Origin of the sequence: Neisseria sp. 23W00296, assembly GCF_044772855.1 — a bacterium.
Taxonomy (GTDB): Bacteria; Pseudomonadota; Gammaproteobacteria; order Burkholderiales; family Neisseriaceae; genus Neisseria.
This window is the reverse complement of record NZ_CP173024.1, coordinates 1022137-1047169: the sequence shown is the minus strand read 5'-3', so window position 1 is coordinate 1047169 and position 25033 is coordinate 1022137. Positions and strand designations below refer to the sequence as shown.

Sequence of the window (25033 nt, the reverse complement as noted above, 5' to 3'; positions counted from 1 at the left end):
CGAATGGACTATCAAGCTGTCATTCCTGAATTTGTAGTATCTGACATCGAAAAATCACGCCACTTCTACTGCGACCTGCTAGGATTCTCTGTCGAATACGAGCGTCGAGAGGAGAAATTTCTCTTTCTCTCGCTTGAAGACTGCCAACTTATGCTAGAAGAAGGCAGCGCAGAAGAATTAGCTCAGCTGACCTATCCTTTCGGGCGCGGTGTCAATATTTCCTTTGGCATTGCGGATGTTCCTCAGCTCCACCAAAAACTGCTGGAAGCTGACTATCCTATCCATCGTCCCCTGACAAAAAGAGAATTTCGAGTAGGAGATAGCTTTATATATCCCCATGAATTTTCGATTTTGGATCCAGATGGTTATTTTTTAAGATTTAGTGAATAAGAAAGCGAACCACCGCGCAGGCATAGCCGTAATCATCGCCAACCCGCGTCAGACGCATCAGTTTGTCCAATCGCAGTCGCTGACCAAAACCGATGCCAAAGATGCCCAAATGCTCGCCTTCTTCGCACAGATGACGGCACAGAAAGAAGGTTGGCAAACCATGCTCTACCAGCCGCCCACCGAAGCGGAAGAAGTGTTGGAAGCATTGGTTAACCGCCGCAACCAGCTGGTGGAGATGCGGACTGCCGAGAAAAACCGACTGCATCAGGTTCACGAAACGCAAGTTAAAAGCGTCAAACAACTGATTGCCCATTTTGACCGGCTGATTGACGACTTGGACAAACAAATCGATGACCACACCCACACGCATTTTGACGGCAAAGCCCAAGTGGCGGAACAAATCAAAGGCATCGGTTCGATAACGACGGCTACGCTGATGGCGATGCTGCCCGAATTGGGACGGCTGAGCCACAAACGGATAGCGAGTCTGGTCGGTATTGCCCCGCACCCGAGGGAGAGCGGGGAAACCAAATTCAAAAGCCGCTGCTTCGGCGGAAGGTCTGCGGTGCGTAAGGCGCTGTATATGGCTACCGTGGTGGCGACACGTTTTGAACCGCTTATTCGGGATTTCTATCAGCGCCTGCTGTCCAAGGGTAAGCCGTATAAGGTTGCCGTTACGGCATGTATGCGCAAACTGCTGACGATATTGAATGCCCGGATGCGTGATTATTTTGCCGAAAACGGTACCACCGAAAACGGTATCCAAACGGCTTGATTTGAGTTTTGGTATTTTTGCCCGACGGGGTGAAAAATACAGTTGCTACGGTGTGCGTTGCTTGTTAAAGGCCGTCTGAAAACCCTGTTTCGGTTTTTTCAGACGGCCTTTCTGCGTAGGCGGGAGCAGACTCCGCGTCAGCCGTGTTCGTGCCCGCCGTGGGCGCAGCCGCAGCCGCAGGCGTGGGCTTCGTGCCATTCGTCTTCGCTGCCGTCGAAGTCTTCGGCTGCGTCGAAATCTCCGTTTTCCGCCAGCGCGGCGACTTCGGCCAAATCCTGCGCGCCTTCGACCCAGAAGCAGGGTTCGCCCTCGGCTGCGTCGGGCGGCAGGACGGCGGCTTGGCCGTCGTGCCAGGCGATCCAGTAGCCGTTGGCCGTCTGAAAAAAGCGGGCGTCGGGGTGGATGGTTTCGCCCTCCGTGCCCGCAAGCATGCGTTCGGCGATGTCGGTTTGGAAGGGGAGTGTGTTCATGGTGATGTCTTTTCTATCTATACGGTTTGTCAAACGGGCTTTCAGACGGCCTCCTAGTCGGTCTGAAAGCCTTCTTCGCCTGCGCCGTCGTTCAGGGCGATTTCGATTTCGCCGTAGTCCTGCGGCTGGCTGAGGCGCACCAGCCCTTCTTTGGCCAGTTCGAGCAGGGCGATGAAGCTGACGACGACGTAGGCCGCGCCTTGTTCGGGGCGCAGCATCTCGGAGAAGCGGCAGGGGGCGTGTTGCAGGCGGCGCAGGATGTCGCTCATCTGCGCGCGCACGGACAGGGCTTCGCGCACGACCTGATGGCTTTTGTTGTGGCTGGCGCGGGAGAGGATGGCGAGCCAGGCTTGGGTAAGGTCGGCCGTCTGAACTTCGGGCAGACGGGTTTCGACGGCGATTTCCAGCGGCAGATACGCCCAGGCAAAATCGCGTCCGGCACGCGGCAGCGCGTCCAAGCCCTGGGCGGCGAGTTTCATTTGTTCGTAGGCCAAGAGGCGGCGGACGAGTTCGGCGCGGGGGTCGGCGGCTTCTTCGTCTTCGGCCTCAGGCGGCGCGGGCAGGAGCAGGCGCGATTTGATTTCGATGAGCACGGCGGCCATCAGCAGGTATTCGGCGGCCAAATCGAAACGCTGCGCTTCGATTTGCGCGATGTAGCGCAGGTATTGCTCGGTAATCCGCACCATCGGGATGTCGAGCACGTCGATGTTTTGTTTGCGGATAAGGTAGAGCAGCAGATCGAGCGGCCCCTGGAAGCTGCCGAGGACGATTTTCAGCGCGTCGGGCGGGATGAACAAATCCTGCGGCACGTCGCTGACTGGCTGGCCGAATATCCAGGCGACGGCGCTTTCAGACGGCCTCTGCACGGCTTCGGCGTTCACGGCCGCTCTCCGCCGCCGGCCAGCAGGCGGCGGATTTTGGCGATGGTTTGGCGCGAGGCGGCGTTGCGCGTTTCGTCGGAGGCGCCGTCCGCACAGGACACCGCGCCGCACAAATGGGCGTAGGGCAGGCCGAGTTCGCGCGAGAGCACGGCTTCGGGCATGCCGGTCATGCCGAACACGTCGACGCCGTCGTTTTTCAGACGGCGCATCTCGGCGCGGGTGGGCGTGCGCGGCCCTTGCAGGCAGCCGTACACGGCCTGCGGCACGATGTCTTCGCCGCTTTCGGCGGCCAAATCGAGCAGGGTGGCGCGCAGGGCGGCATCGTAGGGTTCGGTGAAATCGGTGTGCACCACGCCGCACGCGTCGTTTTCAAAAAAGGTGGCGGCGCGGCCGCAGGTGTAGTCGATCAGATCGTGGGGCAGAACCAGCGTGCCTGCGGGCAGATCGGGATGAAGCGAGGTGACGGCGGACACGGCAACGATGCCGGAAACGCCGAGCGAGTGCAGCGCCCAGATGTTGGCACGATAGTTGATTTCGTGCGGCGCGAGGGTGTGGTTGAGGCCGTGGCGGGCGAGAAAGACGATGTCGCGCCCGAGTGCGCGGCCGATAAGCAGCGGCGCGGAAGGCAGGCCGTAGGGCGTGCGCACGATGCGCCGCCCTGCGGTTTCGAGTTCGGGAATGCGTGAGAGGCCGCTGCCTCCGATAACGGCTAACATGGCAAAGTCCGTCGGAATAAAAAAGGCGGCATTGTAAACGAAGAGCGCAAAGGCCGTCTGAAAAACGCGGCCGGCGGGTTTTCAGACGGCCGCCAACTGCGTCTGCCTTTTCCGCTATACTCCCGCGCCACAACAATCCTGCGGAGCTTAGCCATGACACCGTCTCTTTCCAATCACGATAACGGACACGCCGCGCCGCTTTTGGTGCTCGGCTGCGTGGTTTTCGGACTGGGCAGCCTGATTGTCCGCTTCGTGCCCGTGGGCGCGTATGCCGTGGCCTGGTGGCGGCTCTTGGTGGCGGGCTTCGTATTTTGGCTGCTCGCTCGCCGCTTCGGCCAGAAGCTGCCGCAAAGCCGCGCGGCGGTACGCCATGCCCTGATTTCCGGCGCGGCGCTGGGTTTCGATCTGGCGCTGTGGCACGAAAGCATCTACGCCGTCGGCCCGGGCATCTCCACCCTGCTCAACAGCCTGCAAATCTTTTTCCTCACCGCCATCGGCTTTTTCTTTTTCAACGAGCGCCTCGGCCGCATTCAGACGGCCGGGCTGCTGTTGGCCGTGTGCGGCGTGGCGATGATTGCCGCGCCCGAATCGGGCAGCAACGCCAAAGCGGCCTGGGGCTTTGTCAGCGGCATTGTTTCGGGCGCAATGCTGGCGCTGTCGATGGTGTTCGTGCGCAAAACCCAGCAGACCGAAGCCGCGCCGCTGTTTCCCGTGATGATGCTGGTGAGCGCGGGCGGCATGCTGGCGCTCACCCTGCCCGCGCTGGTGTTCGACTGGGGGCGGCTCTATCCCGAAACGCCGCGCGACATCCTGCTGGTATTGGTTTACGGCGTGGTAATGCAGTGTTTCGCCTGGGGGCTGATTGCCTACGCCATCCCGCTTCTGTCGCTCTCGCTCACCGGCCTGCTGCTGCTCTCCGAACCCGTGGCCGCGCTGCTGATCGACTGTTTTTTGCTGGGCAAACCGATAGCCGCCGTGCAGTGGTGCGGCGCCGCTCTCACCCTCTTTTCCATCTACCTCGGCTCGCTGAAAACGGCGCGCTAAACGCGGCGGGCGCGTGCCGCCCGTTTCGTGTAGAATCGCGCCTTTTTCAAGGCCGTCTGAAAGCCGCAGCATCCCGATGAACCCCTTTGCCCAAGCCCTGTCCGCCGCGCTCGAGTTGTGCGTCGCCTCGAAAGAAATCACCGAAAACGGCGGCAGCGCCGGTTTCTTCTACCGCGAAGCGCCCGTTTTCGACAACGACAGCGGCTGGCGCTTTTTCAGCGGCGACGAAAGCGACGAATACGCCGCCGACCCCGAAAATTTCGCCGTCTGCCCGCTTGCCGACATCCTCGCCGCCTGCCCCGAAATCCGACCCCTGCCCGCAGAACGCGAAGGTGCGTGGGAATGGGACGGCGAGGCCTACGTTCCCGCCGAAGGCTGGCAGCCGCAAAACTGAAATCCCCGTTTTTCAGACGGCCTCTGTGCTTCATCAGGCCGTCTGAAACCGTTTTTTTAAAAAGGAAAACCCATGAACATCATCGAACCGAATCTCGACGGCAGCCAACTGCGCATCGGCATCGTCCAAGCCCGTTTCACCAACGAAGTCGGCTCCGCCATGCTTGCGGCCGCCGTGGCCAAACTCAAAACCCTCGGCGTGCGCGACGACAACATCACCGTAACCACCGTGCCCGGCGTGCTGGAAATCCCGCTGGTGCTGCAATCGATGGCCGGCACGCAGCAGTTTGACGCCCTCATCGCCCTGGGCTGCGTTATCCGCGGCGAAACCTACCACTTCGAGCTGGTGTCCAACGAATCGGCCGCCGGCATCACCCGCACCACCCTCGATTACAGCATCCCCGTTGCCAACGCCGTGCTCACCACCGAAAACGACGAACAGGCGCACGCGCGAATCGTCGAAAAAGCCGAAGACGCCGCCGTCGTTGCCGTCGAATGCGGCAACCTCATCAACTTCTTCCTCGGCGAACAGGACGACTGAGGCCGTCTGAAACCGTCCGAATCCCGCCCGCAAAGGATACCCATGAAACCCAGCAGCCCCCGCCGCCGCGCCCGCGAATTCACCGTGCAGGCGCTTTACCAGGCCGCCGTCAACGGCACGTCCGCGCCCGAAGTCGCGCAAAACATCCGCGAAGCCTCCGACTTCCGCCGCGCCGACGGCGAACTCTTCACCGCCCTCTTCTTCGGCGCGCACGCCAACAGCGGCGAATATATGCAGATCATCCGCCCCCTGCTCGACCGCGACGAAAAAGACGTCAACCCCGTCGAACGCGCCGTTTTGCTGATGGCCTGCCACGAGCTTTCCGCCATGCCGGAAACGCCCTACCCCGTGATCATCAACGAAGCCATCGAAGTCACCAAAACCTACGGCGGCACCGACAGCCACAAATTCGTCAACGGCATCCTCGACAAACTCGCCGCCCAGCTGCGGCCAAACGATCCGAAACGCAACTGACGCCGCAAGCGGCACAAAAGGCCGTCTGAAAAACCCATCGGGCTTTCAGACGGCCTTTTTGTCTGCCGATACGGTTGCGGCGGATAAGCCCCATCGGATAACAGGCAGGGTACGCGGCAACGCACGCGGTTTTCCAACCGTAAGGCCGTCTGAAAACCCCGAAACAGGACTTTCAGACGGCCTTTTATGAATCCCGCGCCTACTGTGCGTGTTTGCGATACCAGGCGACAAACTCGTCGGGCTTGGCGAAGCCCAACAGCGCCTCGCTGCGGCTGCCGTCAGCCTTGACGACGAACACGCCCGGCGGGCCGAACAGGCCGTATTCTTTCAGCAACGCCTGATGGCCGGGATTGTTGGCGGTGACGTCGGCCTGGAAAAAACGCTCCATCGGCACGGCGGCGCGCACCTGTTCGGTGTTCAGCGTGTGTGCCTCCATTTCCTTGCACGACACGCACCAGTCGGCATAGAAATCGAGAATGACGGGTGTGGACGGGTCGGCAGCCAGCGCGTCGGCCAGCGCGGCTTTCAGCTCGTCCGCATCGGCGTATTTGCGGTGGAGGCCGTCTGAAACGGCGGCGGGATGCAGGGTTAAAAAGGCGTGCAGGGCGGTGCTTTCGCCGCGCCAGCTTTGCAGGCCGAACCATGCGCCGCCCGCCAGCAGGAGGGCGGACAAAACGGCGGCAAAGGTTTTCAGACGGCCGCTCATGCCGCCCAGCTTCGCCAGCATCAGCAGCGCGGGCGCGAGCAGCAGCGCGGTGTACAGCGCGGCTGCGGCGGCATAGGGCAGGAAGGACGAGGCAAGGTAGACGGCAACGGCCAGCAGGATAAAGCCGAAGGCGTATTTGACGCCGTTCATCCAGTCGCCCGCCTTGGGCAGGACGTGGCCGCCGAAGGTGCCGATGATTACCAGCGGCACGCCCGTGCCCAGCGCGAGGGCATAAAGGGCGAGGCCGCCGAGCACCGCGTCGCCCGTCTGGCCGATATAGCCCAGCGCAAAGGCCAGCGGCGGCGCGACGCAGGGGCCGACAATCAGGGCGGAGAGCATGCCCATGCCGAACACGCCGGCGATTTTGCCGCCCGAGAGCTTGTTGCTCTGGTTTTGGAAATAGCTCTGCACGGCATTAGGCAGTTGGATGTTGAAGAGGCCGAACATCGACAGCGCCAGCACCACCATCAGCGCGGCGGCGGCGAGGACGACAGCGGGCTGTTGCAGCCACACGGTCAGCAGCGCGCCCGTCGTGCCCGCAATCACGCCGACCAGCGTGTAGGTCAGCGCCAAGCCCTGCGTGTACACCAGCGTCAGCGCGAGGGCGCGGCCTTTGGAAGCGTTTTTGTCGCCGACGACGATGCTGGACACGATGGGAATCAGCGGATACATGCAGGCGGTGAAGCTCAGGCCGAGACCCGCGAGAAAAAACGCCAACAGATTGGCGTTCAAAGTGTCCCACGAAAGTTTGAAGCGGCTGCTGTCGGGCATTTTGGCGGGGGCGGACTGTCCCTCCGTCTGCGTTGCGGCCGCAGGCTCGGTGAAGCGGGCGGACGGTTTTTCCGCTGCGGGCGCGTTCACCTGATACAGCCCCGCTCCTTTGATGTCGAACGAGGTTTCCGTCGGCGGATAGCACACGCCCGCGTCGGCGCAGCCCTGATACATCACGGTCAGCTTATAGCCGTCCTGCGGTTTGGCGGTGTAGGCATAGGAAACGGCGGCCTGATGGTAGTAAACCGTCTGTTTGCCGAAAAATTCGTCTTCCTTCTCCTTGCCCGGCGAATAAACGGGCGCGGCGAAGGCTGTTTGCGGTTCGGCGGCGATATTGATTTTGTCGCGGTAGAGATAGTAGCCGTCGGCGATTTTGAAGCCGATTTCCACACCCTTGTCCGTGGCCTGCACCTGCGGCACAAAGGCTTCCTCAGGCGGCAGCAGCTGCGACGGGTCGACGGCAAACGCGCTGCCGAGCGAAAACAGGGCGGCAAAAAAGAAAAACAGTTTTTTCATAAGATATGGCTTTCGGTGAAACGGAAACGGCGGGCGGTTTATAGACATTTCCCGCCACGCTGTCAAACGCTGCGGCAGAAAAGTTTGCGCAGGCGCAGAAGCCGGGCATTATCCGCCGCGGTTTGCGTGCCAACCCGCATAAAAACCGCATTTTCAGGTGGAAACGGCACACGGCGGCGCGGCGCGGCAAACGTTTCAGACGGCCTTTCGCCAACGCTTTTGCGCCAAGCCCTTTGAGGCCGTCTGAAAGCGCGGCTATACTGCCGCCCTCCCCGTCCCACAAAGGAAAGCACCATGAGCAGCAAATCCGCGGGCAGCCGCCTGCCCGAAAAATGGTTCCGCCGCGGCTTGTGGCTGATTGCCCTGATTTTCGCCTCCTTCCTCATCGGCCTGGGCGGCAAAATCATCGGCGATTTGCCGATGACCGTCGAAAGCCGCACGCTGGAAAACTACATGGACGACATCGGTGCCCGCCCCCTGCGCGAGGAAAAAGACCGGCTGGCGGCGGGAAACGGCAAACTCGACGACGAAATCGGCCAAGTCGCGCTGGAGCTCGACAAACAGCGGGCACAAACCGCCGCCGAGCAGCAGAGCCTCGATAACTGGCTGGCTACCCGCTCCGCCACCGAACAGTCCGAACAAAATCCCGAAGTGCTCGCGCGCACGCGCAAAATCGACGGCCTCAAAGCCAAAGAGCAGAAGCTGGAACAACAGCACAACACCCTGCGCCGCCGCCTGCTCGACAACGAACAACAGGCCGCGCGCAACGAAGGCCGTCTGAACGAATTGGAAGAGCGGGCGCAGAAAACCAAAGACGCCGACGACCGCCGCACCGAACTCACCGTCTTCCTCTACCGCCTCGTCCTCACCCTGCCACTGCTCCTGGCCGCCGGCTGGCTGTTTGCCAAAAAACGCCGGTCTCGCTGGTGGCCGTTTGTCTGGGGCTTCATCTACTTCGCCCTCTTCGCCTTCTTCGTCGAACTCGTCCCCTACCTGCCCAGCTACGGCGGCTACGTGCGCTACGCCGTCGGCATCTTTGCCACCGTCCTGATCGGCCGCTACGCCATCACCGCCATGAGCCGCTACCTCGAACGCAAACGCACCGAAGAAGCCCAACCCGCACCCGAACGCAGCCGCCGTCTCGACTACGACCTCGCCCAACAGCGCATCGCCAAAAGCATCTGCCCCGGCTGCGAGCGCACGCTGGATTTCCAACACCCCGAAATGGACTTCTGCCCGCATTGCGGCATCGATATCTTCGACCGCTGCAAACAATGCGAAACCCGCAAAAGCGTCTTCAACCGCTACTGCTTCCACTGCGGCGCCCCCGCCGCCGGAGCAGATGCGGATCAGGACAAGTGCTAAGGTTTTCTACAGCTAAGGCTGTCTGAAAAATTTCAGATAACCTTTTTATTTTTCGATACTTGGAAAGTTGCAATTACATTTGCGATTTAACCCTATTTCCCGTGCTCAAATGATGTCTTTGATTTGTCTTACAGCCTTACAAAATCAGGCTTTCGGTTTCGCGTCTTCCGACTTGTCCCACACGCCAGTCAAGACGAAAAGGTTGCCTGAAGGCGCAGGTTCGCTCAGCTATAGTGAGCCAAAATAAAAAATATACGGCGTTGCTGCGCCTTGCCGTATTACCCATACTGTCTGCGGCTTGCTGCCTTGTATCTTTTCTATTTTGGCTCACTATAAAACCCCGTTCCGCTTTCAGACAGCCTCTATATGCCTACCCTGCTCCGCCAAACCGCGCAGACAGACATTATTTCCAAACCGCGGAGCCGTCTGAAAAACGATAAAAAGGCCGTCTGAAAACATTTTTCAGACGGCCTTTTACATTTCGGCTGCATGAAGCTTTCAAGCCGTTTTCAGACGGCCGCAGATAAATCGTTACCGCCCCGTATACATTCCCCCGGCCTACGCCCTACTCCGACCAGCCGCCGCCGAGGGATTTGTAGAGGCCGAGGGCGGCTTGTGCGCGTGCCAGTTGCGAGCGGATCAGGTTTTCGCGCGCTTCCTGCGCGGCCAGTTCGGCTTTTAGGGCGCTGTCGAGGGTGATGTTGCCGTAGCGGAACAGCCGTTGCGCATCGGCGGCCTGTTGTTCGGAGCGGCCGAGGGCGGTTTGCAGGAGGGCGTTCTGCCGCGTCAGGGCGGATTGTCCCTGATAGGCGGTGTCGACTTCGCCCAGCGCGGTAAGGAGGGTTCGGTCGTAGCGCAGCAGGGCGCTTTGCAGGCGGGCGTCGGCGGCCTGTATGTTGGCACTGATTCGGCCGTTGGTGAACAGGGGCAGTCGGATGCCGACGGAAACGAGGCTGTTCCAGCCTTTGAGATCGGTGCTGTCGAGGTCGATGCGGCCGCTTTGGCCGAGGAAGCGGATGGAAAAACGCGGCAGCAGGTCGGCTTTGGCAGAGGCAAGTTTTGCCGCGTAGGCGCGCACTTCGGCGGCGGCGGCGCGCAGGTCGGGACGGCGTTCGAGCAGCCCCTGGGGGGTTTGGCCGGACGGGGCGTCGGGTTGGTCGGCCAGCACGTCGGCGCTGCTGTCGGGCAAAACGAAATTCTGCGGCACTTGTCCGGTAAGCACGGCGATGGCGCGGACATGGGCGGCGTATTCGGCGGCGATGGTGCTTTGTTTGGCCTGCGCCGAAGCGAGGGCGGCGCGGGTTTGCTCGACTTCGTAGGCGCTGACGTGGCCTGCAGCGAAGCGGGCGCTGACGTATCGGAGCAGTTTTTGCAGGGCGGCGGTGCTGCGCTCGGCGGTTTTCAGACGGCCTTGTGCGGCGCGGGCTTGGAAGTAATGGTCGGCAGTGTCGGCGGCAGCCAGAAGACGTGCGCCGTAGACGGCTTCGCGGTATCCGTCGGCGGCATGGCGGGCGGCATCGGCATCGCTGCGCTTTTGGCCGAAGATGTCGGGTTCCCACGAAGCGGAGAAGCCTGCCGCCGCAAGGCTGCTTTGCGTTTTGAAGCTGTCGTCTGCTGCCTGCTGCGGCAGACGCGCGCGCAGAGGATTATCGAGCGGGTTGTCAACGCGGCCACGGCTTGCGGCTGCTTGGGCGGACAAGCCCGCCGCAGGCCCCAAGTCGGCCTGCGCCAAACGGGCTTGGGCGCGCGCTTCTTTCAGACGGCTTTGCGCGATTTTGATGTCGAAATTCTGCGCCAACGCACGCTCTATCAGACTGTCGAGCACGGGATCGCGCCACTGCCGCCACCAAGCGCCAATGTCGGCGCTGCCGCGCGCGGCTTGGTTTTGGCCGAATTGCTCGGGCAGACGGATGCCGCTGTCGGCAGCGATATCGGTATTGCGGCAGGCGCAAAGCAGAAGAGCGGTGCAGAGCGCGGCGGCAAACGGTTGGGATTTAAACGTGGGCATGGCGGGTTTCCTTTCGAATATCGGGGAGGCCGTCCGAACAGGTTTCAGACGGCCTTTCGGCTTGAAGAACGCGTGTGTTTAGGGACAGTATGCCCTGCGGTATGCGGGCTGCGCTTGTTGAAAGGTATTGGGTTTAACAACCCAAGCTACGCTTGCTATCTATTTCAATTACCGTATTCCCATCAACTCTGAAAACGGATAAATAACAGGCTTCTCCTTTTTAAAAGGTTCAGAGTTTGGAAAGAAAAATTCTTTATCTTCTCCCCAAAGAACTCCGGTTTCCACATAACGGATAAGTTTATTTTTTAGCTTTTCAGAATTACCCCACATGCCAGAAAATTCGTACAGGCATATGGCTTCTTTATCCCTGTCTTCGTCCAACTCTTGAATGATTACTTCATATGAAAGAAATTTCAATACATCTGGAACTTTTATCAAAGAAACTTCCGAAGGTTTTTTCCCTTTTGTACCGTTAGCCAAATGAACCATCATCATATGGGTAGAACTCAAAAATTTATCTTGCATAGGTCTGCGATTAGGAATGACATTTTTCTCTACCCGCAAGAAGAAGTCCTTTAGCCTGCTGTGAGCGCAGCAGAGTGTCATTAAAATATTTAAATTATTTAAATCAGTAGGTAAAAATATATTTTTTTCTGGTTCGGTAAAAAATATATCAAAAAACTCGTAAAAATATTCGCGTCTGTGCTGCACTAATGAATAAAGGTTGTCACGCAGTTTTACTGAATAAACTCGGTCTTCAATCTTTTGAATTCTTTTTAGCATGACTTCTCCTTGCATTTGCCTAAATGGAACAAGCGTAGCCCGTATGCCGTAAGGTGTGTGGCTCTGCCACGCACGTGTTCTTTAGCATTTGGGAGGCCGTCTGAAATCTTCTCACGCTGTTTCAGACGGCCTCTCCGTCTTCCTGCGCGGCGGCGCGCTGCGCCTGTGTGCCGTAGTAGTCGTCGACCATGCGGCAGCTGCGTTCGGGTTCGCGGTAGTCTCCCGCTTTGTCGCGCGGGGGGAAGGAGACGTCGGGGGCGGGCAGGTGGCGGTAGGGTATTTGCGCGAGGAGGTGGCGGATGATGTTGAGGCGGGCGGTGCGTTTGTCGTTGCTGTCGGCGACGAACCATGGTGCCCAGGAGGTGTCGGTGGCGGCGAGCATGTCGTCGCGCGCCTGCGAGTAGTCGTACCAGCGGTGGTAGGATTCGATGTCCATCGGTGAGAGTTTCCAGATTTTGCGCGGGTCGGCGATGCGGTTTTTCAGACGGCGTTCCTGCTCGGCCATGTCGATTTCCAGCCAGTATTTGAGGAGGATGATGCCGCTGTCGGTGAGGGCTTTTTCAAAGAAGGGCATGATGGCGAGGAATTGGCGGCAGTCGTCTTCGCTGCAAAAGCCCATCACGCGCTCGACGCCGGCTCTGTTGTACCAGCTGCGGTCGAAGATGACGACTTCGCCGGCGGCAGGCAGGTGGGGGACGTAGCGTTGCAGGTAGATTTGGCTTTTTTCGCGCTCGGTGGGGGTGGGCAGGGCAACAGTGCGGAAGATGCGGGGGCTGACGCGTTCGGTGAGGGCTTTGATGGTGCCGCCTTTGCCCGCGCCGTCGCGGCCTTCGAAGATGATGCAGACTTTGAGTCCTTCGTGCTGCACCCAGCGTTGCAGAGCGACGAGTTCGCCGTGCAGGTGTTTGAGTTCTTTCAGGTATTTTTTCAGGCTGATTTTTGCTTTTTTCTTGGTTTTGCCGTTCATGTTTATGCTCCTTTGTCGGGTGGTTGCGGCGGGTATGCGGTTGCGCCGGAAGGGGCGGAAGATAGCATATCCGCGCTTTGCTCCCAAGCGGCAGGAGGCCGTCTGAAAGATGGGGACGGGGTTTCAGACGGCCTTTATAGTGAGCCAAAATAAAAAATCTACGGCGTTGCTGCGCCTTGCCGTACTATCTCTACGGCGTTGCTGCGCTTTGCCGTACTATCTGTACTGTCTTCGGCTTGCTGCCTTGTATCTTTTTTATTTTGACTCACTATATTTGCCGGTACAGGCGAACTTGGGGCACAGGTTAAGCGGCGTTTGGGCGCGGACTCCGTTGCAAAAAGAGGCCGTCTGAAAAGTCCTTATCGGGCTTTCAGACGGCCTCTGTGCCGTTTGCGGCGGCGTGCCGCCAAGGAGGTTTAGTGGTGGATGGCCTGTTCGAGTGCCAGTTTTTCCTGCCTCTCGGCTTCGGCGGCCTCGCGTTCGCGGCGGGTGGCGTGGCGCATCATGTACCAATTGAGGACGATGACGAGTGTGCCGACAACGCCGATGATGATGGTGGCCAAAACGTTCATCTGCGGGTCGAGGCCGAGTTTGATGCGCGAGAAGATGACCTGCGGCAGGGTAGACGAGCCGGGGCCGGACAGGAAGGAGGTAATCACCAAATCATCGAGCGACAGGGTGATGCCGAGCAAAAAGCCCGAGGCGATGGCGGGGGCGATCAGCGGCAGGGTGATGACAAAGAAGATTTTCAGCGGCCGCGCGCCCAAGTCCATCGCCGCTTCTTCCAGCGACTGGTCGAGTTCGCTCAGGCGGGCGCGGATGAGGACGGTGATGTAGGCCATGCACAGGGTGGTGTGGCCGAGGAAGATGGTGAAGAAGCCGTTGCCCAGCCAGTCTTGGCGGCCGAATATTTCCTGAATCATGCCCTGCACTTGGATGATGAGCAGCAGCATGGACAGGCCGGTGATGACGTCGGGCATCACCATCGGTGCGGACACCATGCCGGCAAACAGGGTGCTGCCGCGAAAACGCTTGATGCGGGCGAGTGCGTAGCCCGCCAGCGTGCCGAGGACGACGGCGGCCAGCGAGGAGGCGACGGCGATGCGCAGCGACAGCCAGGCGGCTTCGAGGATTTGGTCGTTGTCCAGCAGCTTGGCGTACCATTTGGTGGAGAAGCCGCCCCAAATGGTGACCAGCTTGGATTCGTTGAAGGAATACACCACCAACACAATCAGGGGGATGTAGAGGAAGGCCAGGCCGAGGAAGAGCATGGCACGCAGAAACCAAGAGGTGTTTTGCCGTTTAGCCATTTTTGCCTCCTTCTTCCAGCTGGCGGGTTTCGTAGCGGTGGTAGAGCGTGATGGGGAAGACCAGCAGCAATACCATGACGACGGCCAGCGCGGAAGCCAGCGGCCAGTTGTTCTGCTCGAAGAAGGTCATCCACAGCACTTTGCCTATCATCAGGTTGTCCGATCCGCCGACCAGATCGGGGATGACGAACTCACCGACGGCGGGCACGAACACCAGCATCGAACCGGCGATAATGCCCGCTTTCGACAGCGGCAGGGTGATCGAGAAAAACGCCTTCACCGGCCCCGCGCCCAAATCGGATGCGGCTTCGAGCAGGCGGTGGTCGAGTTTGATGAGCTGGGTGTAGAGCGGCAGAATCATAAAGGGCAGATAGGCGTATACCATCACCAGTTGCAGCGAGAAGGCGTTGTAAAACATATCGAGCGGCTCGCTGATGATGCCGTATTTCATCAGCAGGTGGTTGATGATGCCGTTGGAGCTGAGCAGCCCCATCCAGGCGTAGACGCGCAGCAGGAAAGACGTCCAAAACGGCAGCATGATGGCCAGAAGCAGGCCGTTGCGGTAGGCCGGTTTGGCGCGCGAAATGGCGTAGGCCATCGGATAGCCGACAAGCAGGCAGATCAGCGTGGTGAGGCAGGCGGTTTTCACCGACGACCAATAAGTGCGCAGATACATATTGCTGTTGCCGTCGGCGGACGAGAGGCCGAACATCTGCGACAGCGTGCCGCCGAAGTTTTGGAAGATTTCCTTGTAGTTCTGCGTGACGATGTGCAGGGCTTGTTTGCCGGTTTCGGGGTCGGTGACAAACAGGTCGGTATAGGGCGGAATCTTGATGTCCTGCTCGGCAAAGCTGATTTTCAGGACAATAAAGAAGGGCACGAGAAACAGCAGCAGCAGCCAGACATAGGGCACGCCGATGACGAATTTGCCCCCCGGGCGCAGGCGGCGTTTGATATTGACGGACATTTCAGACGGCCTCCTAGCGGGTCAGCGGGGTGGGCTGGTTTTCCGGCCAGTCGAGATACACCTCGTCGCCCCAGGTCGGCGGCGTGAGGTTGCGCACATACCAGTAGGGCGCGGGCACCTGGCTTTTGACGATGCGGCCGCTGTCGGTCTGCACGTGGTAGATGGCGTAGCTGCCGAGGTAGGCGATGTCTTTCACCGTGCCCTTCGCCCAGTTGTGCGTGTCGCGGTGCGCCGGTTTTTCCTTGTGCAGGTCGATGTCTTCGGGGCGGATGCTCACCCAGATGGTCTGCCCCGTTTCGGCCTCGAATTTCTGGTCGGTGTAGACCTTGCTCGGCAGCTCGGGGCAGTCGATCAGGGCATGCGCGTCGTCTTTGTGCGCCACTTTGCCCTCGAAAATGTTGGTTTCGCCGATGAATTCGGCGGTGAAGCGGCTGTTGGGGTAGTCGTAGATATTGCTGGGCGTGTCGACCTGTTGCAGTTCGCCGTCGGACATAATCGCCACGCGGGTGGCCATGGTCATGGCTTCTTCCTGGTCGTGCGTTACCATGATGCAGGTTACGCCCACTTTTTCCAGCGTGTTCACCAGTTCGAGCTGGGTTTGCTGGCGCAGTTTTTTGTCGAGTGCGCCCAGCGGTTCGTCCAGCAGCAGCAGTTTGGGGCGTTTGGCCAGCGAGCGCGCCAGGGCGACGCGCTGCTGCTGGCCGCCGGAGAGCTGGTGCGGCTTGCGTTTGGCGTATTTCGTCATCTGCACGAGGCGCAGCATTTCGTCGACGCGCTCTTGGATTTCGGCGGGCGGCACTTTGTCCTGTTTCAGGCCGAAGGCGATGTTCTGCTCCACGGTCATGTGCGGGAACAGGGCGTAACTTTGGAACATCATATTGATGGGGCGCTCGTAGGGGGTGAGCGCGGTGATGTCCTGTCCGTCGAGGATGATGCTGCCCTCCGAGGGCGTTTCCATGCCGGCCAGCATGCGCAGCAGGGTGGATTTGCCCGAGCCGGAGCTGCCGAGCAGGGCGAAGATTTCGTGCTGTTCGATGTTGAGGCTGATGTGGTTGACGGCGAAGTTTTCACCGAATTTTTTCACCAGCCCCCTGATTTGCAGATAAGGCTGGGCGGCGGATTCTGTGGTCATCTTGAATGCTCCAAAGAAACTCGATACCGGCTGGAACGGAACTCGAAAGGTGGATGTGTAAACCGGCAATGCGGGGGTGAAGCGGTTGTCCGTTCGGCATTGTCCGGCTGCGGAAATATAGTGAAACAAAATGGGAAAGATACAAGGCAGCAAGCCGCAGACAGTACAAGTAGTACGGCAAGGCGCAGCAACGCCGTAGATTTTCTGTTTTGTTTCGCTATAAAAAAGCGGCGTATTATATGGGCGGCCTTGCGCGGGGGCAAACGGATTCGGCCAAAGCTGCGGATATTGCCGCCTTGTGAGCCGAAAAGCAACAGCGCGGCAGACTGAGGCCGTCTGAAAGCCGGTTTACCCGCTTTCAGACGGCCTCTTGCATCCGTTTTCAGCGCCAGATTTTCAGGTTCTGAATGTTCCGGCGCGCTTTGGCGAACAGGTCGGTGTCTTCGCGGCCGCCCTGCCCTTCTGCGGCGGCAGCCTTATCGGGCGCGGGCGCGTCGTCGGCGAGGGTGGCGAACGCGGCATGGGCGTGGCGGCGCGGTTGGGCGAATGCGGCGTTGACGGCACGTTCGGCGGCCAATTCGTCCTGCTCCTTCTGCCGCTGCGCCAGATATTTCTGCACGACGGGGATAAAGCCGCGGTCGTGGTGGCTGATGTGGGTGAACAGCCAGGATTGCAGCAGATCGAGCAGCTCCTGCCCGATGTCTCCGCCGCGGCTGTGTGCGGTCTGCATTTCGCCCACTTTGTCGACGAAGCGGCGGTGTATCTGCTTGTGCTGGCGGCTCAATGGGTAACCCGCGTCGTCCATCAGTTTTTCTTCGTCGGCGAAATGTTCGACGGTGTAGCGTATCAGGTCGCCGATAATCCGCCCTTCGGCGGCGGTGTCTTTGTTTTGGTTGGCTTCGTAAAGTTCGTTCAGGCAGCGCACAAGGATTTTGTGCTGCTCGTCCACCTGTCCGATGCCGGTGTCCAAATCCGACGTCCAGTCGAAAAAGTTCATGGCGTTTTCCCGTTGTTGTTGTTTTTCAAAACGCGCCATTCTAGCGGCATGGCGCAAAACGCCCTTAATCCAGGTCAAACAATGCGTCCGCGCAATTAAAGAGGCCGTCTGAAACCCGGTTTCCGGATTTCAGACGGCCTCTTGGGAAACACGGCTAATCCGCCCGTTTCAAACCCTTGTTTTTCACCGTTTCGATCATGCCGTCGATGCCCTTTTGCGCGATCAGCTCGCCGAACTGGTTGCGGTAGACGGTGACGATGCCCACGCCGTCCACCTGGATATTGTAGAGTTTGTACACCCCGCCGCTCGGATAGAGCTGGTAGGCCACCTCGTATCTTTTGCCCTCGGGCGTGCGGATTTCGGAATAAACGTCGGTTTTGCCGCCGCGTTCCGTTATTTTCGGCAGCACCTTCACCTCGGCGCGGCGCGCGCCCATCATCGCCGAACGGGCATACATCCTGATCAGCATGTCTTTAAACGCACGGACAAACTCCTGCTTCTGCCGCGCGTCAAACTGCCGCCACGGCTGGCCGACGGCCATTGCCGAGAGCCGCTCGTAATCCAAAAAGCGGTCGGCATACTGCTCCACGCTGCGGATTCTCTGCTGCTCGTCCAGCGACGCGTTTTTCACAATGCCCAACACATCCTCGATATTGCGGCGCACCTGCTGCTGCGCGGGATGGTTTTCCGCCGCCTGCACGGCGGGCGCCGCGGCCAGAACGGCGCATACTGCATAACGGTATGCAAACATAAGCTATCCTTTCTTCCGTTTTCCGGGCACACCCGGAACGCCGCATACTCTACCAGCCCGCGCCGCGCCGCGCAAAGGCCGTCTGAAAACGCAGCTTCAACGAAGTTAAAAACGGCAATCCCGCCTTTCAGACGGCCTTGCCCCGCTGCGGCGGCGGTTATATTATCGGCGCTTCCTTTGCCGCGCATGGACGCATCCCGTGAAAAAAACCGCCCTACTGACCGCCCTGGCCGCCGCCCTCGCCGCAGGCGCCTATCTCTATTACCACCGGCAGAGCGACGCCCTGCCCCAAGGCATCGCCCAATCCAACGGCCGCCTCGAACTCAACCGCCTCGACGTCGCCACCCTCTACCCCGGCCGCGTCCGTGCCATGCCCTTTGACGAAGGCGCCGACATCAAAGCGGGCGACATCCTCGCCGAACTCTCCTCCGAAACCAGCAGCAGCCGCCTCGAAGAAGCACAGGCCGCCGAACGACTGCGCCAAGGCAGCGTCCGCCGCGCCCGCGCCGCCCAAGAACAAACCCTGCGCACCGTAACCAAAGCCGAAGCCAACAGCGAAGCCGCCCGCCAACAGCAGCGCGTCGCCAAAATGGAATGGGACAACGCGCGCAAAATGCAGGCCGACGGACTCGTCTCCCCCGCCGAAACCGAACGCCGCCATGCTGATTACGAACGCGCTTCGGCCGCCGTCAAAGCCGCCGAAGCCGCCCGCGCCGAAGCACAGGCCGCCGTCGCCCAAAGCCGTGCTGCCGAAAGCGAAGCACAGGCCGCCGCGCAACAGGCCGCCGCCGCCGTGAAGGCCGCCGGTTCGGCCAACGACGACATGAACATCCGCGCACCGATAGACGGACGGCTGGAATACAGAATCGCCGAAGTCGGCAGCGTCGTTGCCGCCGGCTCGAAAATCGCCAGCCTGCTCGACCCCGCCGACGTCTCGATGAACATCTTCCTGCCCGCCGCTGCCATGAGCCGCCTGAAAGTCGGCGGCGAAGCACGTATCCGCCTCGACGGCATCGACGCCGTCTTCCCCGCCAAAATCTCATTCATCGCCGCCGAAGCCCAGTTCACGCCCAAGTCGGTGGAAACCGAAAACGAACGCGCCAAACTGATGTTCAAAGTGAAACTGAAAATCCCCGCCGACACCGCCCTGCGCCACAACCGCCTGCTCAAAGGCGGCATGACCGGCAACGGCTTCGTCAAAACCGACGAAACCGCCGCCTGGCCGCAGGATCTGGCCGTGAAACTGCCGCAATAAAACTGCACGCGCCTGCGCGTTGAGGCCGTCTGAAACCCCGCAGCGGAGCTTTCAGACGGCCTCTACCGTTTTATCAGGCGTGTGCCGCGCGGGAAACCGTGCAGGCAAGCAAAAGGCCGTCTGAAACCGAAAATCCCACTGCATACCTGACTCCCTCCCCTGCGCCCCAAGCGCGGGGGAGGGTTGGGGTGGGGGTGGCAGTTCGCAGAACTGCTTTTATTCCGCCGCTCCGCAGAAGTTGCCGCAGCGGCGCAACTCCCTACCCCAGCCCTCGCCGTTTCGTTTATGCCCCGAAGGGGTACAAGCGGGAGAGGGGACTCTGTTGTTCCGACAGGTTTCAGACGGCCTGTACCGCCAGAACGGCCAGCTGCGCTGCCGTGAGGTACAGGGTTGTGCGCCACAGCGACAATGCGCCCGCCGCGCGGTGCGCCATGCTGCGGCCGTCTGAAACGCGGCGGCGCAGGCCGGTTTCGCGCAGGGTTTGGTCGAAGGTTTCGGGCGTGTAGCGGCCTTGCGCGAAATCTGCAAACACGCGGCAGTCAAAGGCGGTGCGGACATGGCAGAAGACCAGCGCCGCGGCCAAAGCGGCCTGCACGGCAAACCAGCCGCCGCCGTAAAAGGCGGACAGCGCCGCAATCAGCGCGTTGGCGGCGGCGGTGTAGGAAGCGGTGGCGAGCAGGCGGGCGGTAATGAGGGAAACGGCGCTATCGTCGTGCATATCGGTTCTTTCTCCGGATTGAGGCCGTCTGAAAACGGTTCAGACGGCCTTTTTCAGACGGCCTGCGGCCGCTGCGGCGGCTTGAACGGCATCGGGGCGGATAAGGGCTTGGGGGCGGGCAGCCTGCAGCAGCGCGGCGGCCTGTTCGGGTGTGCGGCCGCCGTAGGCGGTGAGCCAGGTCAGCGCGGCGGCGGCACTGCGGCCGTAGCCTAACGCGCAGCAGACCAATACGCGGCCGTGTTGGCGGCGCAGGCTTTCGACGGTTTCGGCAGCTTGGACGAGTTCGGATTCAGACGGCGTAACAAGGTCTGACAGCGGCAGCGTGAGATAAGCGGCGCGGTGGCGGGCGGGATATTCGGCGCAAAGGTCGAGTACGGCGGGAAAATGCGGTGCGTCGAGCAGGCTGCCGATATGGATGCCGTCTGAAATTTCCGTCGAACGCGCCCGGCCGCGCAGCCAGAAGGCCATGTTGAGCCGCACGCCGATAAGATAGGGCAGAAGCAGCCATGCGGCGGCGGGCGAAAATTTGCCGGAGGGCTGTTTTTGCAACGCGGCGGGATTGCCTGAAAAATAGGCGAAAGCGCACAACAGCAGTGCCGCGCTTATCCACAGCGTCCACAGCCACGCGCCGCCGGATAAGGCGGGCAGGGCGGCGGCAGCAGCGCCAATGAGATAGAGGCCGCCGAGCTGCCGTTCGCGGATGCGGCGGTCTCTCAGACGGCCTGCGGCATCAGGCCGTCTGAACGGGCTTTGCCCCCGATACGGCCATGCCCACAACACCAGCGTACCCAGCAGCGCGCCGGTGGGGATGTCGATGAAATGGTGCTGGTAGGTGGCGAGTACCGACAGCGCAATCAGGCTCTGCCAGCACGCCAGCGGCAGGCGGATTTTGGGAAACCTGTGCCAATAAAATGCGCCGACAATCAGGGTAAGCGCGATGTGCAGCGACGGGGCTTGGTTGTAGGGTTGGTCAAACGAGGCCAGCGAGGCAAACAGAACACCGAAAAGGCCGTCTGAAGGCGGCTTCGGCCATGAAAACCGCAGGGGAAACAGTAAAAAACAGCCTACCGCCGCAATCTGCGCCACCGCCAATTGCGCGAGATAGCGGTTTTGCTCCCGCGTGGTGCGGCACAGGAAAAACGCCGCCGCATACATCAGGTTGAGCGACCAATACGGCACAATCGTCCACGCCCAAAACGGAATGCCCCGCTCCCAGTCAAACACGATTTCGGGCACAAACGCGCGGCGCGAGGCGAGAAAGTTTGCCAGGCCGTAGCCGGTGTAAAACAGAATGCCGGCGAGGGCGAGTTTGGCGGCGGAGGTTTGGAAGGCGGGTTTCATGATGATTTCGAGGTTTGAGGCCGTCTGAAAGGACAAACGGGGTTTTCAGACGGCCTTTTTGCGCGGGCGGCGCGGCTTATTTTTTCACGGCGAGGCTGACGGTGAAGATGCCGTCGTCGTCAGTCCATTGGCGGATTTTTTCAAAACCGGCGGCTTCGACAAGCTGATCCGTTTCCTGCTGGCTGCGGCGGCGCATCACCCAGTTGGGGCTGCCGTCTTTGTGGCTGGTGAGGGCGCGGGCGATCATTTCGAGCTGCGGGTGCCAGGGCTGGCCGGTGTAGATGAGGCAGCCGCCGTCTTCGAGTGCGTCGCCGAAACCGCGCAGCGAGCGCATAACGAGGTCGTTGTCGGGGAAAAGCTCGTGCAGGCCGGAGACGATGCCCAGCGTGGGGCGCGGCGTGAGGTTTTGGTAGTTGGCGCGGTCGAACGCGTCGAGCTGATCGAAGCTGACGGTGTCTTGCAGGCCGCGTTCGGCGATAAGGCGGCGGCCGGCTTCGACATTGAGCAGGCTGTAGTCGCGCAAGCGCACGGAGTCGGGCAGGGCATCGGCGGAGAGTGCATCGAGCACATAGCGGCCGTGGCCGGAAGCAATGTCGAGTACGTGTACGGGTTTGCCTGCGCCGCGCAAGATGGCAAAGGCCGTCTGAACGGCTTTGCCGATGTTGGTTTTGCGTTGGCGGATGCCCCGCCAGCCTACGGCGTTAAGGTAGTGTTTGTCGGCCGTGATGCCGATGATGTTGCTGCCTTGCGGGCTGTTGCGGTAAACGTAGTCGAGCGTGCTGCCGGAGTCGTAGCCGGTGGCTTTGCCGATTTTAAGCCCTTCGCTCCAGCGCGCGCCCAAATCGAGCATGGCGCGGTAGGCGCGCCAGTAGAGGCCGCGCAGCGAGAGGGCGGGCAGCGGTGTGGACAGTTCGTCGGCTTCGCGGCGGCTTTCGCTGTACAGGTGGTCGCGGGTGCGGTCGGGGATGTCGGGCGGTGCGTCGAAGCGTTCGCGGATAAAGCGGCGGATTTCTTTAAACGCGGTTTCGCGGTTTTTTTCGCCTAGTGTGTCGTGGTAGAAGCCTTTGAGGATGTGGCGTTCTTTGATGCGGCTGCCGAGGCGGTTGTAAAAATCGTGCTGCGGCTTGTGGTGCACCACCCAATCGCTGCCGGAAATCAGAAGCTGTACCGGCGTGGTAACGGCCTGTGCGTCGGCAACGACGCGCTCGGACGCTTCGTAAAGCCCCAACAGAATACGTACGGAGATGGCGCGGGCAATGAGGGGGTCGCTGTCGTAACTTTGCTGTCGTGCTTTGTTGTGGGTGAGGTAATGCGATTTGACGTAGCTGTTGACAAAGAAATTGCCGCGCCATTTGTGCATGAGTTTGAGGCCGCTGCGGGCGAGGGGAACATAAAGCTTGACTTTGAACGCGGGCGAGGCGAGCACGGCGCAGCGGATTTTCGGTGCGTAGTCGTGCAGCCAGGCCGACACGAGCACCGCGCCCACGCTTTGGGCAATGATGCAGATGTTTTCGGGTGCGATGCCGTATTGCGTGCCGATGTGGCGGATGAAGTCGTCAACGTCGGCTACCGATGTGCCGATGCCCGGGCTGTCGCCGCGTTCGCCGGGGCTTTGGCCATGGCCGCGCGCGTCCCAGGCGAAAAAGGCAAAGTCGTCCAAACCCAATTCGTCGGCCAGAAACATCATGCGGCCGGAGTGTTCGTGTCCTCTGTGGAACAAAACGACGGCTTTGCCGCTGCTGCCGTTTTTGGCGGGGCGGTAGCGGTAGAAAAGCTCTGTGCCGTCTTGGGTGGTGAAGGTGTTGTGCTGTTCCATGGCAATAAGGCTCCTGTCGGAAAAGAAAGAGTATACGGGCATACGGAAGCCGTCTGAAAGCGAAGTTTCAGACGGCCTTTCTGCCGCATCAGTCGCGGCCGATCTGGTTGTAATCGACCAGCATGTATTTGGCGGTCATTTTTTTCTTGGCGTCGCCCTCGTCGGACATCAGCAGGAGACGCTGCTGGCCGTTGATGTTCACCGAATCGACGGCTTCGACGTTGGTCATGTGGTGCAGGTTGGGCAGGTTGATTTTCTGCGGTTCGTCCGTCGGTTTGCCGCTCCATTTCCACAATGTCGAGGATTTTTCGCCGGTGTCGCCTTTGACTTCGTTGGCGATGATAAAGGCTTTGAGCACGGGATCGTAGTTGAGCGAGCGGATGCCGCCGCCGTCGATATCGAGAACGGCCACTTCGTCAAACTCGGGTTTGGCGTTTTTCTCCATCACTTCCTTCGGATTGGCGATAAAGGCGATCAAGGCCATGTTGTTGAACTCGGGATCGCGGAAGCCCAACACCAGCCGTTTTTTCACGGGGTCGAACGCCAAGCCTTCGATGTTGATTTCGTCGAAGGAAATTTCCGCGCTGGTGCGTTCGCGGATCAAATCGTGCAGATTGCGGTCTTGCTCCAGCACGTCGGTTAAGCCGTCGTAGCTGGTGAGGCCGACAATCTCGCCGCCCTGCACTTTGAAGCGCATCAGGTGTTCGCGGTCGGGCGAGCGCTGGCCTTTGCGGTTGCGCGAGTGCGAGGTCATGGCGTACATAAAGCCTTCGTCGTCGCGGGTCATGGCTTCGAGGTCGTTGAGCTTGCGTTTGAAGCCTTTGACGATGCGGGTGTCCAGCGCTTCGTCTTCGACGAAATTGCCGTTTTTGTCGATACTTAAGATGCTGAAAGCGTGGTTGGGTTCGTCTTCGGCCACCATGATGCGGCCGTCGGGCAGCTGCTGGGCGGCGGAAGGCTCGTACACGCCGTTGAACATATTGATGCCCATGGTGCGCAGTTCGGCCAAATCGTTCTGCTGCGCGGCGGAGAGCGAAGGGATGGTTTTCACGCCGATAAACGCCGCCAGCGAAGCGAGCAGCCCCCAGCGGAATACGGCGTAGGAGAGATTGATGTATTTGAACTGTTTGTCCGCCAAGAGGCCGAGCCAGTAAAGGTGGTCGCTCATTTTTTGGTAAACCTGTTTGCGGTCGTTCATCACGTCCTGCATTTTCTGCCAGTGCTCTTCACGCGGGATTTTCACGCGGTCTTCGTAAATCAGCACGTTGGGTTCGCCGCTGAAAAAACGCGTTTCGGCGCGCCACACGCGCGTTTTGAAATCGCGCAGCGACGCGCGGCGGCGGAACAGGTCTTTCACCCACTCGCGCATGGCGCGCAAACGGCCGATGCGCTCGGGCGAGGCCGACAAGAGCGCAAACACGATCGACGCGGCGGCGGTTACCATAAAGGTGCTGGCGGGAATCAGAAATTCGGGGGAAGACGAGAAGATGAACGCGCCGGAAATCATCAGCGCGGAAACGATAAAACCATTGAGGGAAATCATGATATTGGCTTTGGTGGCCGCCAGCGCCAGAAGCTCCATTTCCGAACGCACGGCGTTGCGGAACATGGTTTCCACGCCTTTATTGGTGCCCATAAGCGCTTCGGGATTGTCGGCGGCTTTGGCTTTTTTCCTGCTTTTTTTGCGCTTGGCCGCCTTTTCAGACGGCTCTTCCTGCATCTCATCCTGCGCGGGCGGCGGCAGATCCGCCGTTTCGGGAATGTCGGCGGCGGGGGTTTCGACTGTTGCGCCGGACGGGCTGACGGCGTTGTCTGCGGGGAATGCGTTGTCCTGATATTCGGTATTCATACAGATTCTCCAAAATGATTTGTGGGAAATAATTTGGGGCTGTAACAACATAACTGCGCGGCCGATTCTAAATGATTGCGACATTACTCCCGGCTTT

General features: G+C 60.1%; 23 protein-coding genes and 1 pseudogene. 8 read left to right on the top strand and 16 right to left on the bottom strand.

Translation table 11 applies throughout. The annotated features are described in order from the left end of the window. The first annotated feature begins 3 nt into the window (after positions 1–3). Positions 4–390, top strand: coding sequence for a bleomycin resistance protein (locus tag ACG2K1_RS05260; RefSeq protein WP_395428430.1), 387 nt, complete (start codon positions 4–6; stop codon positions 388–390). A gap of 1 nt (position 391) precedes the next feature. Then, positions 392–1165: pseudogene (locus tag ACG2K1_RS05255) on the top strand (IS110 family transposase); the annotation flags it as partial. A gap of 137 nt (positions 1166–1302) precedes the next feature. Here the strand turns inward: ACG2K1_RS05255 and ACG2K1_RS05250 are convergent. From ACG2K1_RS05250 to ACG2K1_RS05240, 3 genes are read right to left on the bottom strand one after another with little or no spacing between them, the layout of a single operon-like run. Further along, positions 1303–1635, bottom strand: a complete 333-nt coding sequence (locus ACG2K1_RS05250; RefSeq protein ID WP_009426959.1) for a hypothetical protein — start codon at positions 1633–1635, stop codon at positions 1303–1305. Between the two features lie 53 nt (positions 1636–1688). Next, entirely contained in the window at positions 1689–2516 is an 828-nt protein-coding gene (locus tag ACG2K1_RS05245; RefSeq protein WP_395428429.1) for a segregation and condensation protein A, read from the bottom strand. Then, positions 2513–3232 (bottom strand): S-methyl-5'-thioinosine phosphorylase, encoded by a 720-nt coding sequence (locus tag ACG2K1_RS05240; RefSeq protein ID WP_395428428.1) that lies wholly within the window; start codon positions 3230–3232, stop codon positions 2513–2515. The genes ACG2K1_RS05245 and ACG2K1_RS05240 overlap by 4 nt, the downstream gene beginning before the upstream one ends. Before the next feature lie 153 nt (positions 3233–3385). Between ACG2K1_RS05240 and ACG2K1_RS05235 the strand changes: the two genes are divergently transcribed. From ACG2K1_RS05235 to nusB, 4 genes are all read left to right on the top strand, one after another. Beyond that, complete coding sequence (locus tag ACG2K1_RS05235) at positions 3386–4276, top strand: DMT family transporter (protein WP_395428427.1); 891 nt, start codon at positions 3386–3388, stop codon at positions 4274–4276. Between the two features lie 76 nt (positions 4277–4352). Continuing rightward, on the top strand, positions 4353–4670 hold the full coding sequence (locus ACG2K1_RS05230) for a DUF2185 domain-containing protein (protein WP_036496511.1): 318 nt from the start codon (positions 4353–4355) through the stop codon (positions 4668–4670). A gap of 72 nt (positions 4671–4742) precedes the next feature. Continuing rightward, entirely contained in the window at positions 4743–5210 is a 468-nt protein-coding gene (gene ribH, locus ACG2K1_RS05225; RefSeq protein WP_395428426.1) for a 6,7-dimethyl-8-ribityllumazine synthase, read from the top strand. A gap of 42 nt (positions 5211–5252) precedes the next feature. Continuing rightward, the gene (nusB, locus tag ACG2K1_RS05220; RefSeq protein ID WP_395428425.1) at positions 5253–5684 is read left to right on the top strand and encodes a transcription antitermination factor NusB; all 432 of its coding nucleotides are present in this window, start codon (positions 5253–5255) and stop codon (positions 5682–5684) included. A 199-nt stretch (positions 5685–5883) separates the two neighbouring features. On the opposite strand, the gene dsbD is transcribed toward nusB, so the two are convergent. After that, a complete protein-coding gene (gene dsbD / locus ACG2K1_RS05215) occupies positions 5884–7677 on the bottom strand; it encodes a protein-disulfide reductase DsbD (RefSeq protein WP_395428424.1) in 1794 nt (597 codons plus the stop codon). Between the two features lie 294 nt (positions 7678–7971). Between dsbD and ACG2K1_RS05210 the strand changes: the two genes are divergently transcribed. Further along, on the top strand, positions 7972–9042 hold the full coding sequence (locus ACG2K1_RS05210) for a serine endopeptidase (protein WP_395428423.1): 1071 nt from the start codon (positions 7972–7974) through the stop codon (positions 9040–9042). 565 nt (positions 9043–9607) lie between these two features. On the opposite strand, the gene ACG2K1_RS05205 is transcribed toward ACG2K1_RS05210, so the two are convergent. The 8 genes from ACG2K1_RS05205 to ACG2K1_RS05170 all read right to left on the bottom strand — a co-directional run bounded on the left by ACG2K1_RS05205 (position 9608) and on the right by ACG2K1_RS05170 (position 17957). Then, positions 9608–11050, bottom strand: a complete 1443-nt coding sequence (locus tag ACG2K1_RS05205) for an efflux transporter outer membrane subunit (RefSeq protein ID WP_009426947.1) — start codon at positions 11048–11050, stop codon at positions 9608–9610. Between the two features lie 168 nt (positions 11051–11218). Continuing rightward, on the bottom strand, positions 11219–11833 hold the full coding sequence (locus ACG2K1_RS05200) for a hypothetical protein (protein WP_036496509.1): 615 nt from the start codon (positions 11831–11833) through the stop codon (positions 11219–11221). Positions 11834–11954: 121 nt separating this feature from the next. After that, positions 11955–12800, bottom strand: coding sequence for a polyphosphate kinase 2 (ppk2, locus tag ACG2K1_RS05195; protein WP_051040459.1), 846 nt, complete (start codon positions 12798–12800; stop codon positions 11955–11957). A 416-nt stretch (positions 12801–13216) separates the two neighbouring features. Further along, the gene (locus tag ACG2K1_RS05190; protein ID WP_009426942.1) at positions 13217–14110 is read right to left on the bottom strand and encodes an ABC transporter permease subunit; all 894 of its coding nucleotides are present in this window, start codon (positions 14108–14110) and stop codon (positions 13217–13219) included. After that, positions 14103–15077, bottom strand: coding sequence for an ABC transporter permease subunit (locus tag ACG2K1_RS05185; RefSeq protein ID WP_094031134.1), 975 nt, complete (start codon positions 15075–15077; stop codon positions 14103–14105). Before ACG2K1_RS05185 ends, ACG2K1_RS05190 begins: the two co-directional genes overlap by 8 nt. Positions 15078–15090: 13 nt before the next feature. Further along, positions 15091–16209, bottom strand: coding sequence for an ABC transporter ATP-binding protein (locus ACG2K1_RS05180; protein ID WP_395428422.1), 1119 nt, complete (start codon positions 16207–16209; stop codon positions 15091–15093). A 382-nt stretch (positions 16210–16591) separates the two neighbouring features. Next, positions 16592–17206, bottom strand: coding sequence for a bacteriohemerythrin (locus ACG2K1_RS05175; protein WP_036496534.1), 615 nt, complete (start codon positions 17204–17206; stop codon positions 16592–16594). A gap of 154 nt (positions 17207–17360) precedes the next feature. Beyond that, positions 17361–17957 carry a phospholipid-binding protein MlaC gene (locus ACG2K1_RS05170; RefSeq protein ID WP_395428421.1) on the bottom strand — a complete coding sequence of 199 codons (597 nt, stop codon included), beginning with the start codon at positions 17955–17957 and terminating at the stop codon, positions 17361–17363. A 226-nt stretch (positions 17958–18183) separates the two neighbouring features. Here ACG2K1_RS05170 and ACG2K1_RS05165 point away from each other — a divergent pair, with 226 nt between their 5' ends. Then, the gene (locus tag ACG2K1_RS05165; RefSeq protein ID WP_395428519.1) at positions 18184–19212 is read left to right on the top strand and encodes an HlyD family secretion protein; all 1029 of its coding nucleotides are present in this window, start codon (positions 18184–18186) and stop codon (positions 19210–19212) included. Between the two features lie 337 nt (positions 19213–19549). On the opposite strand, the gene ACG2K1_RS05160 is transcribed toward ACG2K1_RS05165, so the two are convergent. The 4 genes from ACG2K1_RS05160 to ACG2K1_RS05145 all read right to left on the bottom strand — a co-directional run bounded on the left by ACG2K1_RS05160 (position 19550) and on the right by ACG2K1_RS05145 (position 24807). Further along, complete coding sequence (locus ACG2K1_RS05160) at positions 19550–19930, bottom strand: hypothetical protein (protein WP_009426930.1); 381 nt, start codon at positions 19928–19930, stop codon at positions 19550–19552. Positions 19931–19969: 39 nt separating this feature from the next. Beyond that, entirely contained in the window at positions 19970–21271 is a 1302-nt protein-coding gene (locus ACG2K1_RS05155; RefSeq protein ID WP_395428420.1) for a phosphatase PAP2/dual specificity phosphatase family protein, read from the bottom strand. Positions 21272–21347: 76 nt separating this feature from the next. Beyond that, positions 21348–23087 (bottom strand): bifunctional alpha/beta hydrolase/class I SAM-dependent methyltransferase, encoded by a 1740-nt coding sequence (locus ACG2K1_RS05150; protein WP_395428419.1) that lies wholly within the window; start codon positions 23085–23087, stop codon positions 21348–21350. Between the two features lie 88 nt (positions 23088–23175). Next, positions 23176–24807, bottom strand: coding sequence for a Pycsar system effector family protein (locus tag ACG2K1_RS05145; protein WP_232304406.1), 1632 nt, complete (start codon positions 24805–24807; stop codon positions 23176–23178). Positions 24808–25033 lie beyond the last annotated feature (226 nt).